General features: G+C 67.6%; 14 protein-coding genes. 5 read left to right on the plus strand and 9 right to left on the minus strand.

Annotation, left to right across the window (positions count from 1 at the left end):
- Positions 1–381: 381 nt before the first annotated feature.
- Positions 382–993 (minus strand): TetR/AcrR family transcriptional regulator, encoded by a 612-nt coding sequence (locus tag B1729_RS04935; RefSeq protein WP_163618428.1) that lies wholly within the window; start codon positions 991–993, stop codon positions 382–384.
- Positions 994–1,173: 180 nt separating this feature from the next.
- Positions 1,174–2,697: an MFS transporter gene (locus B1729_RS04940; RefSeq protein ID WP_163631022.1), complete on the minus strand. Its 1,524-nt coding sequence runs from the start codon at positions 2,695–2,697 to the stop codon at positions 1,174–1,176.
- Positions 2,698–2,919: 222 nt separating this feature from the next.
- Between B1729_RS04940 and B1729_RS04945 the strand changes: the two genes are divergently transcribed.
- Positions 2,920–3,669 (plus strand): IclR family transcriptional regulator, encoded by a 750-nt coding sequence (locus B1729_RS04945; protein WP_163631024.1) that lies wholly within the window; start codon positions 2,920–2,922, stop codon positions 3,667–3,669.
- On the opposite strand, the gene B1729_RS04950 is transcribed toward B1729_RS04945, so the two are convergent.
- From B1729_RS04950 to B1729_RS04965, 4 genes are read right to left on the minus strand one after another with little or no spacing between them, the layout of a single operon-like run.
- A complete protein-coding gene (locus tag B1729_RS04950) occupies positions 3,663–4,337 on the minus strand; it encodes an SDR family NAD(P)-dependent oxidoreductase (protein ID WP_163631026.1) in 675 nt (224 codons plus the stop codon). The genes B1729_RS04945 and B1729_RS04950 overlap by 7 nt on opposite strands.
- A complete protein-coding gene (locus tag B1729_RS04955) occupies positions 4,334–5,356 on the minus strand; it encodes an alcohol dehydrogenase catalytic domain-containing protein (RefSeq protein WP_239539431.1) in 1,023 nt (340 codons plus the stop codon). Before B1729_RS04955 ends, B1729_RS04950 begins: the two co-directional genes overlap by 4 nt.
- Before the next feature lie 8 nt (positions 5,357–5,364).
- Positions 5,365–6,225: a fumarylacetoacetate hydrolase family protein gene (locus B1729_RS04960; RefSeq protein WP_163631030.1), complete on the minus strand. Its 861-nt coding sequence runs from the start codon at positions 6,223–6,225 to the stop codon at positions 5,365–5,367.
- On the minus strand, positions 6,222–7,133 hold the full coding sequence (locus B1729_RS04965) for an SMP-30/gluconolactonase/LRE family protein (protein ID WP_239539433.1): 912 nt from the start codon (positions 7,131–7,133) through the stop codon (positions 6,222–6,224). Before B1729_RS04965 ends, B1729_RS04960 begins: the two co-directional genes overlap by 4 nt.
- A 90-nt stretch (positions 7,134–7,223) precedes the next feature.
- Between B1729_RS04965 and B1729_RS04970 the strand changes: the two genes are divergently transcribed.
- The 4 genes from B1729_RS04970 to B1729_RS04985 all read left to right on the plus strand — a co-directional run bounded on the left by B1729_RS04970 (position 7,224) and on the right by B1729_RS04985 (position 15,892).
- Complete coding sequence (locus B1729_RS04970) at positions 7,224–8,942, plus strand: IlvD/Edd family dehydratase (protein ID WP_163631033.1); 1,719 nt, start codon at positions 7,224–7,226, stop codon at positions 8,940–8,942.
- Complete coding sequence (locus B1729_RS04975) at positions 8,929–11,757, plus strand: FAD-binding and (Fe-S)-binding domain-containing protein (protein WP_163631035.1); 2,829 nt, start codon at positions 8,929–8,931, stop codon at positions 11,755–11,757. The genes B1729_RS04970 and B1729_RS04975 overlap by 14 nt, the downstream gene beginning before the upstream one ends.
- A 252-nt stretch (positions 11,758–12,009) precedes the next feature.
- On the plus strand, positions 12,010–14,439 hold the full coding sequence (locus B1729_RS04980; RefSeq protein WP_163631037.1) for a glycoside hydrolase family 2 TIM barrel-domain containing protein: 2,430 nt from the start codon (positions 12,010–12,012) through the stop codon (positions 14,437–14,439).
- Positions 14,440–14,692: 253 nt separating this feature from the next.
- Positions 14,693–15,892, plus strand: coding sequence for an acetyl-CoA C-acyltransferase (locus B1729_RS04985; RefSeq protein ID WP_163631039.1), 1,200 nt, complete (start codon positions 14,693–14,695; stop codon positions 15,890–15,892).
- A gap of 99 nt (positions 15,893–15,991) precedes the next feature.
- Here B1729_RS04985 and B1729_RS04990 read toward each other — a convergent pair whose 3' ends face one another.
- The 3 genes from B1729_RS04990 to B1729_RS05000 all read right to left on the minus strand — a co-directional run.
- Entirely contained in the window at positions 15,992–17,596 is a 1,605-nt protein-coding gene (locus B1729_RS04990; RefSeq protein ID WP_163631041.1) for an AMP-binding protein, read from the minus strand.
- A 46-nt stretch (positions 17,597–17,642) separates the two neighbouring features.
- On the minus strand, positions 17,643–18,098 hold the full coding sequence (locus B1729_RS04995) for a MaoC family dehydratase (RefSeq protein WP_163631043.1): 456 nt from the start codon (positions 18,096–18,098) through the stop codon (positions 17,643–17,645).
- Positions 18,095–18,619 (minus strand): SDR family oxidoreductase (locus B1729_RS05000; RefSeq protein ID WP_163631045.1); only part of this gene is annotated, 525 nt, incomplete at its 5' end. The genes B1729_RS05000 and B1729_RS04995, both read right to left, overlap by 4 nt.

Raw genomic sequence — 18,619 nt, forward strand, 5'->3', positions numbered from 1 at the left:
GCGAGCGGCGCCTCCGCGGTGAAGGGCGAAACAGTGCGGTACCGGATGAGGATCTCGCGTGCCTCGTGGTCCTAGATGGCGAGATGCCCCGGTACCTGATGGACGGCTGGCGCACCAGACCGGCTTGGTCGGCCAGACTCCTTCGGCTGGGAGATCCTCAACCCGCTGGCGATGGCGAGGGACTCGTTCTGGTCTGGGAATGCTTCGACCTTCACGAGACCCTCTGTGCACGGATATGCGGTATATATGAGTATACACATATATTCAGGTCACCAGATTGAACTCGCCGGCGCGCTAGCTGCCGCGACTACCTCGCGGCGGTCTTGAGATTCGCGAGGGCAGCGTCGACGCCCGGTCGGGGTAACTTCGCCGGGGGGTGGGTCAAAGTTCGACGGCGAGCAGAACGCCGATGTAGGTCCGAAGCTCCGTAGCGACGTCGATCGAACGGTTGCGCAGCCAAAGCGACTGCAACCCCAACGTCGTGGACAGCAGCAGGCGCGCGGCGACCCCGGGCTCGATCTCGGCGCGCAGTTCGCCCTGCTCAGCCATGGTGACGAAGGCCCGAGTGAGCAGCTCTTCGGCGCGTTGATACAGGTCGTTGAAGTACCCGTGCGCCGGGTTGTCGGCCGATATCGCCTCTGCAGAGAGCACGGCCTCGAGCTCGACTAGCACGGGTCGTGTGGTGTTCTCGGCGACCGATGCGATCCACGCGCGGATGACGTCGATTCCGATCGGCTGGGCGAGCCGGGCGCGTTGGAGTGTGTCGACTTCGCGCCACTTGAGCACGGCCTCGAGGAGGTCCACCTTTGTCGGGAAATGATGCCGCATACCCGCGTGCGTCATCCCTGCGCGCTCGGCGACTGTCCGCAAGGTTCCGTCACGGAACCCCGACTCGGAGAAGACCTCGACCGCGGCGGAGATGATGTCCGTGCGCCGCTGAGCGGACTTGGCATACTCGCCGCGCGCGCGAGGCGCCGCCTCCGATGTCGCCATGTGCTTGCATCCTCTTCATGGTGCGGCGGCCGCAGCGGGCCGCCAGCGTTCTCCACTACACCGTAGTCCGCCCCTGACGCGCTGATCTACGTGGAGTCAGAGAGCGAAAGGTGCACACAGAGAGGCGGAGGTCGGCTGCGGCTGCCGGCGATGGCCCGCTCGACCTCGCTCCTGCTGAGATCAGTACCTGCGGGAGAGCTGCGCTTCGCACTCCTCGCGGGAGATCTCGCCGCTGTTGCACTGCGCCATCAGTGATGCATCGCGGTCCCGGAGGCGGTAGAAGGCCATCATGACCCCGAACGCAAGGCAGCCGAGGGCAGGAAGCAGCGAGATCGTCAGCCAGAGCGCGGTGAGCGCGCTCGGGGGCTGCTCCATTCCCTGCGCGGCGAGGTCGGAGAAGTCCGTCGCGTTGACGGCCACCCAGCCGCCGAGAGCGAGGACGAACATCGCGAACGCCGCGGAGACGCCCGCGGACGCCTTGTGAACGAAGGACTCCAGCGCGTAGAAGATTCCGGAGCAGTCCTGGCCCGTCTTGTAGCGGGTGTACTCGATCGTGTCGGGCACCACGAACGTCATGACGACCACGATGAGCGCGCCCGGAATCGACATGATCGCCATGAGGGCCACCACGACCGTGACGTTGCTCGGGCCGAGGAGGAACATCACCACGCCGGTGATCGTGGCGAGCAGGGCGGCCGCCAGGAGGGTGTTGCGTTTGCCGAACCGGCGTACGATCCGGTCGGCGAAGAATTGGAGGATGAGGCCTGGCACGAACGCGACCAGTACCGGCAGCGTGAGAATGAGCGAGTTGTTGAAGAGGAAGAAGGCCGCGAACATGCCCGTCGTGAGCTGGGTCAGGCCAAGGCCGCGGACGACGTCGGCCGACAGCAGCAGCAGCATGTACTTGTTCGTCCGAAGAGCTCTGAACATCTCCCCCACGGTGTAGCGGGGGGCGGCCTCTTCGGCGACGTTCTTGAGTCCGACGTTGTGCTCTTGGACCTTGCGGGCGAGCGGGAGCATCAGGAGGAAAGCCACGATCGCGGAGCCGATGGCGACTGCGGCGACCGGCCAGCCGACGAACTCGCTGATCATCGCCTGCCATGCGAGCCCGGCGACGACGGCGAACACGACCATCAGGACACCCTTGACCTTGAGCAGCGCGTTCCGCTCGGTCACGTCGTCGGTGAGGGTCATGATCATCGAGCTCATAGGCACCTGGCTCAAGGTCGTCGCCACGTCGTAGAGCAGATACGCGATAGCGAACCAGGCGATCTTCGCGTATTCCGGCAGTCCAGAGGGCATCGCGAAGAAGATGATCGTCGCCAAGGGCAGAAGCGCGAACGTCACTCGATACCACGGGAGATACTTGCCGGTGCCCGCGAGCCGACCGAGCCATTTCATCTTCGTCGGGTTGATGCGGTCGATGACGTAGCCGAAGAGAAGATCGTCTGCGGCGTCGATCAACTTCACGATCAGGATTAGCGTTCCTACGGCGGCGAGGCTCATTCCCTGCAGCATGAGGAAGATGGTGAGGAACGAGGCGAGTATGCCGGAGCCCGTCTGCCAGCCGGAATAGCCGAGGTAGTAGCGCACGCGCTCGCCGCGGCTCAGACGCCATCCTCCGCGGAGTTCTTTCCGCGGAATGTCGTCGCGAGCCGCCTGGACGGCTTCGACGGTCTCGTTGTCGATGGGGGGAAGAGCCACCGGCGATCCTCCTTGATCATGGTGTGCGGTGGAGCTGGTGCCGAGCACTCGGGAAGTGGGCTGAGCTCAATTTCTGAATTGCATCATAAATTCGTCGCCTGTGCAAGCTATTCTTCGAATGAGCGCGCGAGGTGATTTCACGATGTCGGACTAAGATGCCGATAGTCGGATTGAGGGAGCATCGTGGCCGGAGCGGAGTTGAGCCCAGACGGCGCTCGCGTCGTGGGCGCGGACAGAGTTCTTGCGGTGCTGATCGAACTAGGCGACCATCCGCAGGGCGCTACGCTCGACGAACTCTCACTGGCGATGAAGAGTCCGAAGTCAACGGTGCATCGCGCGCTGACGTCGCTGCGCAGGGCCGGCCTGGCGACTTTGGTCAGCCGAGGCACCTACGCGCTGGGCGACGAATTCTTCCGCGTGGCCTTCCGCAACTTCGCCGACCGGCCCGATGCGCTGCGGATCACGCCGATCCTCGAAGAGCTTACGCGCCGATATGGCGAAACCGCCCACTATGCCGTTCTCGACGGCGCGGACGTCGTCTACCGCGCGAAGACGGATCCTCCCGGTGGGGCGGTGCGGCTCACCTCTGTCATCGGCGGCCGCAACCCCGCGTACCGCACAGCGGTCGGCAAGCTGCTGCTGAGCTACCGGATCACCAGTGAGCGGGAACTGCGTGGGCTCGTGGGTGAGGGGCCGCTGCAATCGCGGACGCAGCACACCATCACGGATGTCGGAGCCCTGTGGCGTGAGCTGCAGGTCAGTGCTGAGCGCGGGTACGCCGTCGACGATCAGGAGAACGAGGTCGGCGTCAACTGCCTCGCGGTGCCGGTGCGACTTGACCAGAGCGGCCCGCCAGCGGGTGCGGTGAGCGTCAGCGCGCTCGCGTTCCGCTTGCCGCTGGCCGACCTGGTGGCCGAGGCCCCGGCGATCGCCGCGGTCGTCCGTGGCGAATCGGTCGCCGACCTTCAGTAGGTTGCACGGCCGCCGCTGATGTCGTAGACCGCGCCCGTCGAGAAGCTGACTTTCTCGGACGCCAGCCACGCCACCAGCTCGGCGACTTCGGTTGCTTCGCCCACGCGCTTCATCGGGATGAGACTCGTGATGTGCGCCAGCACGTCCGGGGCGGTCGCGTCGTTCATGGGTGTGGCGATGACGGCGGGCGCGATCGCGTTGATCAGGACGCCGGTGGTGGCGAGTTCTTTGCCCGCGGACTTCGTGAGGGCGATGACCGCGGCTTTCGAGGCCGAATAGACGGCCAGGTTGGGATTGCCGTCCTTGCCGGCCATGCTGGCGAAGTTCACGACGCGGCCCCATCCTCGTTCGACCATCCCGGGGATGAAGGCTCGCATCATCGCGACCGTGCCGAGCACGTTGACCTCGAACGTGGTCCGCCATTCCGCCGGGGTCGTTTCGACGAGCGGCATATTCGGGCCGACGATTCCCGCTGAATTGACGAGGATGTCGACCGGTCCGAGGTGTGAGGCGAGGTGGGCGACGGCATCCTCGTCGGTGATGTCCACGAGTTCGTCGACGTCGCCGGCACGGTCGACCGTCACGACCTCGATGCCGTCGGCGCGAAGGCGGACGGCGGTGGCGGCGCCGAGGCCGCGCGCACCGCCGGTGACGAGCGCACGTTTCATGACGGCTCCTGTTCTGATCGCCGAGCGATCTCAACGTGGATCTTGGGTCCCGCTCCGGCGCCGGTCGGGCGCGCGCCGGCGAGGGCGCCAGCAAGGTGCTCGAGACCGATGGTGGCGGCGATGAGCGGACGCGGGTCGACCGCGCCGTCGGCATACGCCGCGATCGTCGGGTCGAGGCCGGCTGATGCGCCGAGGATGCCGACCGCGGTGACGTCGCCGAGGGCGAGCATTCGGGTGTCGATGAGGCTGGGGCTGCCGGCGAGTCCGACGTGCACGATCCGGCGGCCGGGCTCGACGAGGTCGAGGGCCTTCGCGGGTAGGTGCGGCGCGTTGGAGGAGTCGATGACGGCGTGCCACGCGAGGTCAGGGAGGTCGGCCTCGGTCCAGACGCCGTCGAATCCGAACGACCTCGCGAACTCGAGCGACCGGCCGGGTCGGCCGAGGAGATGCACTTCGGCCCCGGCCGCGCGGGCGAAGAGAGCGCAGAGCAAGCCGATGGCTCCCGGCCCCAGGATGAGGACGCGGTCGCCGCGCTCGAGGCGGGCGGCGTCGACCGACCGCCAGGCGTTCCCGCCGGGTTCGACCATGGCGCCGGTCGCATCGTCGACGGCGTCGGGGAGCGGGTGCAGCGCCCAGGTGGGGACGGCGATCTGCTCGGCAAGAGCACCGGCCCGGCCGTTGCGGACCCCGATCTCATCGCGGAACTGGCACACGTGGTGATAGCCGGCTCGGCAGCGTACGCATCTCTGACAACCCAGCATGGTGTCGCCGGTCACGCGGCGGCCGACCCAGGCGGGGTCCACACCCTCGCCGACGGCCGACACGGTGCCCATCCATTCGTGGCCGATGCGCATCGGGTACTCAGCGTGTCCCTCATGGAGGTACTGCATCTCGCCGGTGTAGAACTCGATGTCGGTGCCGCAGATGCCCGCTCGCGCCACGTCGACGACGACCTCGCCGGGCGCCGCCGTGGGCGGCTCGACGTCCTGCACCCCGGCCTCGCCGGGGGCGGTGATCACGAACGCCTTCATCGCGGCGCGAGCACTGTCTGTCGCTGCGAGCCGAGCCCGTCGATCTCGAGTTCCATGACATCGCCGGGCTGCAGCCAGATCGGCGGCTGGAATCCCATGCCGACGCCGGGAGGAGTGCCGGTGTTGATGAGGTCGCCGGGTTCGAGCACGAGGAACTGGCTGATGTAGTGGACGATGAACGCCGGATCGAACACCATCGTCGATGTCGAGCCGTCCTGCCGGCGGATGCCGTTGACGTCCAGCCGCATGCCCAGGTCGAGCACGTCGGGCACCTCGTCCGGGGTGACCAGCCAGGGCCCGGTGGGGTTGAACGTCTCGGCCGACTTGCCCTTCAGCCACTGGCCGCCTCGCTCCAGCTGGAACGCCCGTTCGCTGACGTCGTTCACCAGGACCCAGCCCGCGATGTGGTCGAGCGCATGCTCGGGCGAGTCGAGGTAGCTCGCGCGTCGACCGATGACGATGCCGAGCTCGATCTCCCAGTCCGGCTTGGTGGACCCGCGCGGAATCCGCACGTCGTCGTACGGACCGACGAGCGTGTTGGGCGACTTGGTGAAGAGGATCGGCTCGTCGGGCACCGCCTGACCTGTCTCGGCCGCATGGTCGCGGTAGTTGAGTCCCACGCAGATGATCTGGTGCGGCCGCGCGATCGGTGCGCCGATCCGCTGATCGAGGAGCGGACGGATTCCGCCGGCCGAGGCGCGTTCGGCCACCACCGGCCGGATGCGGTCGATGCCGCCCCCGGCGAAGAACGCCTCGTCGAAGTCGGTGACGACGTCCGACAGGTCGACGTAGGTGTCGTCGCTGACGAAGGCGACGGGCTTCTCTTCTCCGGCGGCTCCGATGCGGGCGAGCTTCATGGGGTCTCCTTCTGCTTCTCGGCCACGCCGCTCCACGGCGGCACGGGCAGTCCGCGAACCCCGGGCCGAGCGGTGAACAGCTTTCCTGACAGCGGGTACGCGGTCAGCTGTTCCCCGGTCAGGTCCTGGGTTGCGGTCGTGATGACGAGGGTGTCGAGGTCGGGCCCCGCGAAGGCGACGCTCGAGACGTGTGGTGCGGGGACGCGGATGCTGCAGTCCAGCACGCCGTCCGGCGTGTAGCGGCGTACCTCGCCGAGGCCCCACATGGCGATCCAGAGGCATCCGTCCGCGTCGCTGCACATGCCGTCGGGGAATCCGTCGTCGAACTCGATGAGCGTGCGTCGCTCGCCCGTGGTTCCGTCACCCGCATCGTACGAGCGGGCGTACACAGTACGGCGCATGGTGTCCACGGAGTACAGGACCGACCCGTCGGGGCTCCACGCCAGCCCGTTCGACAGCGTGAGGTCGTCGTCGACGGTCGTCAGCGTGCCGTCCTGCTCGAGGCGGGCCAGCACCTCGCCGTCCGAGTCGTCGCCGAGTGAGAGCGTCCCGATCAGGAAGCGCCCGGCGGGATCCGGTTTTCCGTCGTTGGTCCGCCGCGACTGCCCGGCCGGAATGATCCGCGCGAGCTCCCGCATCCGTCCCGCGACAGCGTGCACGATCAGAGTATGGGCGGCCGCGACGATCCACGACCCGTCTTCCGCCACGGCCACCGCGCCCACCGTGCCGGGGAACGGCACGTGATCCGCGTCGACGACCCGACCGTGCCGGTCGAGCCGGCCGGAGAAGACGAGGCCGCGGCGGATGTCGACCCACAGCACCACCTGCCGGATCGGGTCCCACACCGGACCTTCGCCCAACTCGCACGTCGTGGGGTTCGCAAGGATGACGGCATCCGTGACGGTCATCGTGATCCCCTTCGACGGATGCGGCCTACTGACGCCGCTACTATAGTCATATTCCGTCAATCAGACGTAATTTCCGAAAGTTGGTAAACAATGGCGTCCGACCTCAGGAGCTCGGAGTGGTACTCGGGAGACGACCGGAACGCCTACATCCATCGCGCGTGGATGCGGCGGGGTGTGCCCGACACCGCGTTCCGCGGCCGCCCGCAGATCGCCATCGCCAACACCGCGTCGGACCTCACCCCCTGCAACGCGCACCTCGATGAAGTGGCGCAGTCGGTGAAGAACGGGATCTACGAGGCGGGCGGCATCCCGGTCAACCTCCCGGTGGTGTCGTTGGGTGAGACGCAGGTGCGTCCGACAGCAATGCTGTGGCGCAACATGGCGGCGATGGCCACCGAGGAGATGCTGCGCGCCAACCCGATCGACGGCGTGGTGCTCCTCGGGGGATGCGATAAGACAATTCCGGCGCTGCTCATGGCCGCGGCATCCGTCGATCTGCCTGCCATCGTGATCCCCGGCGGCCCCATGCTCACCGGCCACTTCCGCGGCGAGGCGCTCGGCTGCGGCACGGACGTCTGGCGGCTGAGCGAGGAGGTGCGCGCCGGCACGCTGAGCGAAGCCCTCTTCGAGAAGTCCGAGTCGTCGATGATCCGGTCGAAGGGGCACTGCAACACGATGGGGACCGCCTCCACGATGGCGCTCGTCGCCGAGGCGCTCGGCACGATCGTCCCCGGGCTCGCGGGGACGCCGGCACCCGACAGCAGGCTGCTCGAGGCCTCGCACGAGACCGGGCGGCTGGCTGTGGAGCTGGTCGCGGCGGATCGACGCCCGTCGACCTTCCTCACGAAGGCGAGCTTCCACAACGCCATCGTCGCGCTCGCCGCCATCGGCGGCTCGACCAACGCGGTCGTGCACCTGCTGGCGATCGCCGGGCGGCTCGGGATCGACCTGACCATCGACGACTTCGACCGCATCGGCGCCGACGTGCCGCTCCTGGTGAACCTGCAGCCCGCCGGGCGCTACCTCATGGACGACCTGTACCGCGCCGGCGGCTTCCTCGCCGTGCTCCGCGAGGTGAAGGACCTGCTGGACCCGACGGCGCTCACGATCACCGGCAGCCCGCTCGTGGACCACCTCGACGACGCGCGGATCTGGGACGCCGACGTGATCGCGTCGCGCACCCAGCCGCTGATCCCCGCCGCCGGGATCAGCGTGCTCCGCGGCTCGCTGGCGCCGGGTGGAGCGATCATCAAGCCCGCCGCCGCATCGCCTCACCTCTTGAAGCATCGGGGCCGCGCGGTCGTCTTCGACTCGATCGAGGACTTCCACGCCCGCATCGACGATCCCGACCTCGACATCGACGAGGACTCCGTGATGATCCTCCGCGGCTGCGGCCCGATGGGCTACCCGGGCATGCCCGAGGTGTCCAACATGCCGCTGCCGAAGAAGCTGCTCGAGAGGGGCGTGCGCGACATGGTGCGCATCTGCGACGGGCGGATGTCGGGCACCGCGTACGGCACCGTCATCCTGCACGTGACACCCGAGGCCGCCGCAGGGGGACCGCTCGCCCGCGTGCAGACCGGCGACTGGATCAGCCTCGACGTCCGCAACCGCCGCCTCGACGTCGAGGTTCCCACTGACGAGCTCGCGGCGCGCGGCGTCAACGATGCCACCGTGCAAGGCTTCGCGAATCCACGCCGCGGCTGGGAGCGCCTCTACGTCGACCACGTCATGCAGGCCGACACCGGAGCCGACCTCGACTTCCTCGTCGGATCCAGCGGATCGAAGGTCTCCCGTGAGTCCCACTGAAACCGCCACGCTCCCCGCCCCCGATCCGGCGCTGCTGCGGGAGCTTGAAGCGACCGGCGTGGTCGTCGGGGTGCGGGCCACCGACCGGCTTGCCGCCGCGCACGACGGCTCGCATTACCTTCTGACGCCGCAGGCCGTGGTCACCGCGCGCGACGCAGACGACGTCGCGGCGACGATGCGCGCCGCGCAGCGCGCCGGCGTTCCCGTCACCTTCCGCTCCGGTGGGACCAGCCTCTCCGGGCAGGCCGGCACGGGCGGGGTCCTCATCGACACGCGAAAGCACTTCCGCTCTGTCCACGTGCCGGAGGGCGGCGACCTCGTCCGCACCGGACCGGGGGCGACCGTGCGAGCCGTCAACACCCGGCTCATCCGGCATGGCCGCAAGCTCGGCCCCGACCCCGCCAGCGAGATCGCCTGCACCATCGGCGGCGTCGTCGCCAACAACTCCAGCGGCATGTGCTGCGGCACCCACTCGAACACCTACCGCACTCTGTCCTCGTCTATCTTCGTGCTGCCGTCCGGGACCGTCGTGGACACCACGGCGGGCGATGCCGACAACCTCCTGCGCGCGGCCGAGCCGCGCATCCATGCCGGGCTTGAGCGACTGCGCGACCGCGTCCGCGCGAACCTCGACTCGGTTGCCGCCATCGAGCGGCTCTACGCGATCAAGAACACGATGGGGTACGGCCTCAACGCCTTCCTCGACTACGACCGTCCGGTCGACATCCTCGAACGTCTGCTGGTCGGGAGCGAGGGCACTCTCGCATTCGTCGCCGAGGCCACCTTCCGCACGGTTGCGCTCAAGGCGCACGTCGCGACCGGCCTCCTGATCTTTCCGACCCTGGATGCCGCGACCGCAGCACTGCCGGCACTGGTCGACTGCGGCTTCGCCGCCATCGAACTCCTCGACGCCACCAGCCTGCGCGTCGCCCAACGCGACCCGGACGCCACCGCCGGGCTGCGGGCCCTCCAGGTGGACGGCCACGCGGCGCTCCTCGTCGAGCACCAGGGCGAAAGCGCAGCGGAACTGGGCCGGTTGATCGCCGGTTCCGCCGCGCTCCTGAAGGCGCTGGCGTTGACGGTGCCGGCGGCACTCACGGCCGACCCGGTGACGCGTGCGCAACTCTGGCACATCCGCAAAGGCCTCTTCACCGCTGTCGCAGGCGCGCGTCCCTCGGGAACGACCGCGCTGCTGGAAGACATCGCCGTCCCGGTGGACCGGTTGCTTCCCACCTGCACGCGCCTCATCGAGCTGTTCGACCAGCACGGCTACGAGGACAGCGTGATCTTCGGGCACGCCAAGGACGGCAACATCCACTTCCTGCTCAACGAACGCTTCGACGACCCGCAATCGCTTCTACGCTACGAGGCATTCACCGACGAGATGGTCGACCTCGTGCTCTCCCAAGGCGGCACGCTCAAAGCCGAGCACGGCACCGGCCGCATCATGGCGCCCTTCGTCCGGCGGCAGTACGGCGACGAGCTCTACGAGGTCATGCGCGAGATCAAGACCCTCATCGACCCCGGGGGGCTGCTCAACCCGGGAGTGGTTCTGAGCGACGACCCGACCGCACACATCCGCAACCTCAAGATCGTCCACACGGTGGAAGAAGAGGTCGACCGCTGCGTCGAGTGCGGCTACTGCGAACCGGTATGCCCCAGCAAAGACATCACCCTCACCCCGCGCGAGCGTATCGTGCTGCGTCGAGAGATGGCACGAGCCGAAGCGGCAGGAGATGCCGCGCTGGCGCAGCAACTGCGCTCCGAATACGACTACGACGGGGTCCAGACCTGCGCCGTCGACGGCATGTGCCAGACCGCCTGCCCCGTCCTCATCAACACCGGCGACCTGGTCCGGCGCCTGCGAACCGACACCCAGAACGCCGTCACGCAATCGGGATGGAAGCTCGCCGCGAAGAACTGGAAGACAGTCAGTCGCATCGGGGGCATGGCACTGACGGTGGCGGATGCCGTCCCCGCAGCTCTTCCCGGAGCTGCCACCGCCATGGGTCGTGCGGTCCTCGGCGACGACATCGTGCCCCGTTACACCAGCGATCTCCCCGCCGGCGGTGAAAAACGGCGGGTGTTCGCGGAGTCCGACGCGGTGGCCGTGTACTTCTCCAGCTGCACGACGACGATGTTCGGGCCGGCCAAGCCCGGCACGCGAGGGGTGGCGGAGTCGTTCCTGGACCTGTGCCGGCGAGCAGGCGTGCCTCTCGTAACGCCTGACGACCTGCCATCACTGTGCTGCGGAACGCCGTGGAAATCCAAGGGCCTCACCGACGGATATGCCGTCATGAAAGACCGAGTCGCGACATCCCTCCGTCGGGCGACCCTCGACGGCGAACTCCCCGTCGTCTGCGACGCCTCGTCCTGCACCGAAGGGCTGCACGTGCTGCTGGACGCCGCCGGCGAGATCGGCATCCGCGTCCTCGACGCCGTTCAGTTCGTCGACGAGGTCGTGCTCGACCGGCTGCCCGTGGGGGAGCGAGTCGCGTCACTGACCCTTCATCCGACGTGCTCCTCCACCCGGATGGGGATCAACGACTCCCTCACCCGCGTCGCGGCGGCCGCCGCCGGCACAGTGCACATCCCGGAGGATTGGGGATGCTGCGCTTTCGCCGGTGACCGCGGAATGCTGCACCCCGAACTCACTGCATCGGCAACCGCACCCGAAGCAAACGGAGTCGCCGTGGCAGGCGGCGTGGCGCACGCATCCCTCAACCGCACCTGTGAACTGGGCATGACACGCGCCACGGCGCAGCCGTACCGGCACATCCTCGAAGTACTGGCCGATACCTTCCCCGCGAAATAGCGGCGTCGTGCAGGAAATCACCGGACTATCCGCCGTCGTCACCGCGACGGCAGCGGCAGCGGCGCAGTCATCGTGACAGAACTCACCCATCGAGGCGCTCCTCGTCGAGTCGGCGTGCGGGTGCCGGCGGCGTCGGCCGCTTGACCACGGCGATACCGATTTCGCACACTTGGGTGAAATTCGTCTAAGGTCGTTGGAGACTCTTGCAATGCGGCTGTCCGTCGCAGTGCACCGACCGAAGGAGCGGCGAGGATGCTGCGCAAACCGTTCAACGACGGATGGACCGTCGTGCCCAAGCAGTCGCTGTTCGCGGCGGCTCTGGCGCCCGCCGCGCCCTCGCGGGTGACTCTTCCGCACGACGCTCTCCGAGACCTTCCGCGCACGCCCGCCAGCCCGAACGGAGCCCACTCGGGATACTTTCCGAGTGCGCATGTCGTGTACGACAAGGCGTTCCACGCCCCCCAGGAGTGGGCCGACAAGGCGGTGGTGGTGACATTCGACGGCGTGTACCGAGACGCTGTCGTGTATTTCAACGGCGACTTCGTGGCTCAGCAGCCCTCCGGATACAGCCCGTTCTCGGTAGACCTGTCTTCGCGTGTGCACGCGGGCTCTCGGAACACGTTGCGGGTCGAGGCGCGCACCCACCAGGACAGTCGTTGGTACTCGGGTGTCGGCATCTACCGCGACGTGTGGCTCGCGGTCGCCGATCAGATCCACATCCCGGTCGACGGCGTGACGGTGACGACTCCCGAGGTCGGCGCGGACTTCGCGGTCGTCGCGGTCGCCGTCGAGGTGAGGAACGACGCGCGCAGGCAGCAGACGGTACGGCTCCGGTCCCGCGTGACGGATGCCTCGGGCGCGACCGTGAGCGAGAAGTCGGTGCCCGTTACGACCGTGCCCGGCGAGCACGCCGTCGCACGCGTGCCGCACTACGTTGGGGAGCCGCGACTGTGGGACATCGATGCCCCGGATCTGTATCGCGTCGAAAGCGTCCTCATCGACGGTTCGGGTGACGTCCTCGACGCCGACGAGACGGTGTTCGGTGTGCGTTCGATTCGGATCGACCCTATTCATGGGCTGCGCGTGAACGGCCGATCCGTCAAGCTGCGGGGCGGTTGCATCCATCACGACAACGGCCCTCTCGGCGCCGCCGCCATCCCGGGTGCGGAGCGCCGAAAGGTCGAACTGTTGAAGGCGGCCGGCTTCAACGCGATCCGGAGTGCGCACAACGCGGCGAGTCGTGCCCTGCTCGATGCCTGCGACGAGATCGGAATGTTCGTCATCGACGAACTCACAGACGTGTGGACTGTCGGCAAGAGTTCGTTCGACACCTCGCTCAGCTTTCCCGAGTGGTGGGAGCGAGATGTCGAGGCTCTCGTCCGGAACGACCGCAATCATCCGAGCGTGTTGCTCTACTCGATCGGCAACGAGATCCTCGAGGTCGGCCGACCGGGCGGCGCCGTGTGGGGGCGGCGGATCGCTGAGAAGGTGCGCAACCTCGACCCCACGCGGCCGCTCATGAACTCGGTCAATGCTCTTGTGTCGATCATCGACTCGAAGGTGACGGCGCAGGACCACTCGGTCCCGGTCGACTTCAACTCGATCCTGAGCTCTGATGGATCCGCTGGAGTCGGGGCAGCCGAGATCGCAACGGTCCGCACGGAGGAAGCGCACGCCCAGGCGGATGTCGCGGGGATCAACTACGCAGAGGCGCGCTACGACCTCGACGCCGAGATCTTCCCGGATCGGGTAATCGTCGGATCCGAGACATTCCCAAGTCGCCTCGACCGTCTCTGGGAATTGGTGCAGAAGCACCCGCAGGTGATCGGCGACTTCGTGTGGACCGCCTGGGACCACCTTGGTGAGGCGGGTACGGGCCGCGCCGTGTACGCGGACGATCCTCTCCAACCGGTCGGCATGGCGTCGCCTTATCCGTGGCTGCTGTCACAGGCCGGCACCATCGACATCAACGGCATCCGCAGACCGATCTCGTACTGGCGAGAGACGGTCTGGGGCCTGAGGGGCGAGCCGTACATCGCCGTTCACCGCCCGCAGGGCTACGGGCGTGAACTCGCCGTTGGACGGTGGGCATGGGACGACGTGCTCTCGAGCTGGGCCTGGCGCGTCGAGGAGGGAGCGCCCGTGGTCGTCGACGTATACACCGATGCGGACGACGTCGAGCTGTTGCTCGACGGCGTGAGCCTTGGCGTGCGTCCGGTCGGTATCGAGACGGGGGCGCAGGCCCGGGGGTTCATCGCGCGATTCGAGACGGAGTATCGGCGCGGAACCCTCGTCGCGGTGTCCCGCCGAGACGGCGAAGAAGCGGGGCGCGCCGAGCTGCGGAGCCTCATGGGCGATGCGGTGCTCGTCGCGCGTGCGGAGCGGAAGAAGATCGGTGCGACGCCCGATCATCTCGCGTACGTGCACCTCACGCTGCAGGATGGTGCGGGCACAGTGGCCGTGGATGAGTCCGCCGAGGTCACCGTGACGGTGACCGGTCCGGGCGAACTAGTCGCGCTGTCCGGCGCGAAGCCCGACGACGACCAGCCGTTCGCAGGCCCCACGCACGTGACGCACGAGGGGCGGTTGCTCGCCGTCGTGCGCCCCACTGGTCGCGGCCGCATCCGTGTCGCCGCGACGTCGGCGCACGGCAAGACCTCGGTCCAGGTGACCGCAGACTGACCCGCCGAACAACGGCAACGCCGCGCGCCGTGTGAGATCGAGTCCGCGATGTTGGCACACCGAAGTCGCTACATGTGCGAATCATCCTTTCGATCGGACCCCTGCCATGAGCGCTACGCCTGGCATGACAGCTCTGATGGTGCGGACGCGAGGAAGCGGAACCGCGCGATGACCGAAACCCATCGACTACGGGCGAAGAGCGCACCCCCGCGCCGAGCCCGCCATCACGTCCGCAACAAGGAGGAGAACACCCGTGTCCAGAGCTGTTATCGTCAGCGCCGCCCGCACCCCGATTGCGAGGGCCTACCGCGGCGCCTACAACAACACGCCGCCGCAGCACCTCGCGGGCCATGTGATCGCCGCAGCGGTGGAGCGCGCGGGTATCGACCACACCGACATCGACGACGTGATCCTCGGCGCGGCGCTGCAGCAAGGCGCCACCGGGGGGAACATCGCGCGACAGAGCGCGCTCCGTTCCGGCCTCCCCGTCACGGTGCCCGGGATGTCGGTCGATCGTCAGTGCGCCTCGGGGCTGATGGCGATCGCCGTCGCGGGAGCCCAGATCGTTCACGGCGACCTGCGAATCGCCGTGGCCGGCGGTGTGGAGTCGGTGTCGTTGGTGCAGAACGAGCACATGAACACCCATCGCGCCGTCGACCCGTGGCTCAAGGAGAACATCCCGGACATCTACCTTCCAATGCTTAACACCGCTGAGATCGTCGCCGAGCGCTACGGCGTGACGCGAGAGGCACAGGATGCGTACGCTCTGATCTCACAGCAGCGAACTGCCGCCGCGCAGCAGGCCGACCTCTTCGCCGAAGAGATCGTGCCGCTGGCTTCTGTCCAGGCGGTCGTCGATCGACAGAGCGGCGACATCACGTTCCGCGACGTGTTTCTGGACCGCGACGAGGGCAACCGCCCCTCGACGACGCTCGACGATCTCTCCGCGCTGCGGCCGGTCCTCGCCGACGGCGCTGCGTCGGCGATCTCGACGGTCACGGCCGGAAACGCCAGTCAACTCTCCGACGGTGCGGCGGCGACCGTGATGATGGCCGAGGACGAAGCAGCCCGCCGCGGTGTCGAACCGCTGGGCGTGTTCCGAGCGCTCGCCGTCGCGGGCGTCGCCCCCGGCGAGATGGGCATCGGGCCGGTGCCGGCGGTCTCGGCATTGCTGCGCCGCGAGGGATTGACGGTCGACGATATCGACCTCTGGGAGTTGAACGAGGCGTTCGCATCGCAGGTCGTCTTCTGTCGGGACGAATTGGGCATCGATCCACAGAACCTCAATGTCAACGGCGGCGCGATCTCGATCGGTCACCCGTACGGGATGTCGGGTGCGCGCATGGTCGGTCACGTGCTGCGTGAAGGACGTCGTCGTGGAGCGAGGCTTGCGGTCGTCACGATGTGCATCGGCGGAGGCCAAGGGGCGGCCGGACTGTTCGAGATCGTTTGAACGAACGAATGACCCGCGCCCTCGGCCGGCGCGGGTCATTCAATTCCGGGGCTTCATGTCGTGGAGGTGGCTAGCCGAGCTGAACCGGACCTCCGACCGTCAGCCGACGGCTGTTGCCTCGACCTGCGCCGCGAAGCGCTCCACGAGCGCACGCCGAAGCACCTTGCCGCTTGCGCCGAGGGGCAGTTCGTCGACGATGTGCACAACGCGCGGGTACTTGTACTCCGCGAGCCGCTCGCGGGCGAATGCGATCACGTCTTCGGCGGTGACCTCTTCGCCCGGCTTGACGACGACAGCGGCGTTGACTTCCTCGCCGCGCCGCTCGTCGGGCAGGCCGAACACCGATACGGAGACGAGCTGGGGGTGACCCGCGATAGCCTGCTCGACCTCCGTCGGGTAGACGTTGTACCCGTTGCGGACGATGAGGTCCTTCTTGCGGTCGACGATCGTGATCACGCGGTCGGTGATGGTGCCGAGATCGCCGGTGCGGAACCAACCGTCCACCACAGTCGCGTCAGTGGCGTCTTCGCGGCCGATGTAGCCCTTGAAGACGTTGTGGCCGCGCACGACGATCTCGCCGATCTCGTCAGCGTCGGACGTCAGCTCGATGCGATCGTCGACGTCCGCCTTCGCGATCGCGACGTCTACTCCCCACAGCGGTGTCCCGGCGGTGCCGGGGCGGATGTCCTCGTACACGGTGTTGAACGAGACCACCGGGGTGGTCTCGGTCAGGCCGTATCCCTCGTGCACCTGAGCGCCGAAGCGGGCGGCGAATTTTTCGAGGATCGCGCGGGGGAGCGCCGCACCACCCGAAATGCCGTACCGGAGTGTCGGTCGCGCGTCCGAGCGGGCGCCCGCCTGGAGCAGGTCGACGAACATCGTCGGGACAGCGGCGAAGATCGTCACGCCCTGGTCAACAATCAGCTGCAGTGCCGCATCGGCCTCGAAGCGGGGCATCAGTGCGATCGACGCGCCGCGGCGGAACGCGGTGTTCATCACGGCGGTCTGGCCGAAGGTGTGGAACAGCGGCAGCCCACCGAAGACGACGTCGTCACGACGCATGTCGACGGAATCGATCAGCGAGGTGTGCACCTGTTCGACGATCGAGAAGTGCGAGCTCACCGCGCCCTTGGGGGTGCCGGTCGTACCGCTCGTGTACAGGATGGTCGCGGCATCCAGCGGGTTCGTCTGCTCGATGTCGGTGATCGGCGTTGCCGCCGCCGCTTCATCTTCCAGGCGGGGGACGCCCGTCGCGGCGATCATCTCGTCGGGAACGAGCACGGAGAGAGTGGGAACCTGAGCGGCCACGGCTGCCGGGAGCGCTTCAACCAGGAACGGCGCGGCGGCGATGAATAGGTCGGCCTGCGCGTCGGACAGAACGAATGTGATCTCATTCTTTTTGAACAGCGGATGCACCGGCACCACGATCGCGCCAAGTGCCAGCGCGCCGTAGTAGACGCGCATGAAGTCGGGCACGTTCGGTGCCATGAGGGCGATGCGGTCCCCCTTGCCGATACCGCGAGCCTGGAGCGCGCCGGCGTACGCGCGGGCCTGGCCCCACAATGCGCGGTAGGGGATGGTGTGTCCGGCGAGGTGCACGGCCGGGGCGTCCGGGTACCGCGCCGCGCTCTCGGCGAGAATCGTCGCTACGTTGAGAGTGGCGAATCCGTCTCCCTGGATGGCGCGGTCGGTGAGGGTTGTCATTACATGTGTCCTTTCGACGTTGAAAGCGGCGGGTGAGGCGGTGACGCTATGGAGCGTGGACGAACAGATGGATGGTCTCCGCGACGAGCGCGGGACGTTCGCTGCCGTCGATCTCCACGGTGTTCTTGAGGCGCGCGCGCACGCCGCGGTCCGTCTCGCTGGCTTCGACGAGCTCTGTGCGCGCTCGTATGTGTGCTCCGCTGGGCACCGGTGCGAGGAAGCGCACGCCGTCGACGCCGTAGTTCACGACGGCATCCGCGTTCTGAACGTCGACAAGGTCGCGGATCAGACGCGGCACGAGCGAGAGGGTCAGCAGTCCGTGGGCGATCGTCGTTCCGAACGGGCCTGCAGCCGCACGCTGGACGTCCACGTGGATCCACTGGTGATCCTCGGTCACCTGGGCGAAGGCGTCAATCCGCGCCTGCGACACCGAGAGCCAGTCGCCGACGGCGACCGAACCGATGAGCGCCGTCAGGCCCCGTGGATGGGTGACACGGATCACGACTTTGGACCACCCGCGACGTACAGCACCTGTCCAGAGACGAATCCCGCTTCTTTCCGGCAGAAGTACGAGACCGCGGCGGCGATGTCGTTAGGGACACCGGCGCGAGAGACTGGGATCTGCGAGACCTGTGCATCCACGAGAGCCTCGAAGCTCACTCCCAGACGCTCCGCCGTCGCCTTCGTCATATCCGTCTGGATGAACCCCGGCGCGATCGCGTTCGCGGTGATCCCGTACCGACCGAGCTCGACCGCGAGCGTCTTCGTGAATCCCTGGATGCCGGCCTTCGCTGCCGCGTAATTCGCCTGACCGCGGTTCCCGAGCGCCGAGGTGCTCGAAAGGTTCACGATGCGACCCCATGATGCACTCACCATGTGCGCCTGGGCGGCGCGGGTCATGAGGAACGCCCCCCGCAGGTGCACGTTCATCACCGTGTCCCAATCGGTCTCGCTCATCTTGAACAGCAGGTTGTCGCGAAGCACCCCCGCGTTGTTCACGAGGATGCCGGGGGGGCCGAGTTC

The organism is Microbacterium sp. B35-04 (assembly GCF_010634885.1).
Lineage (GTDB): Bacteria > Actinomycetota > Actinomycetes > Actinomycetales > Microbacteriaceae > Microbacterium.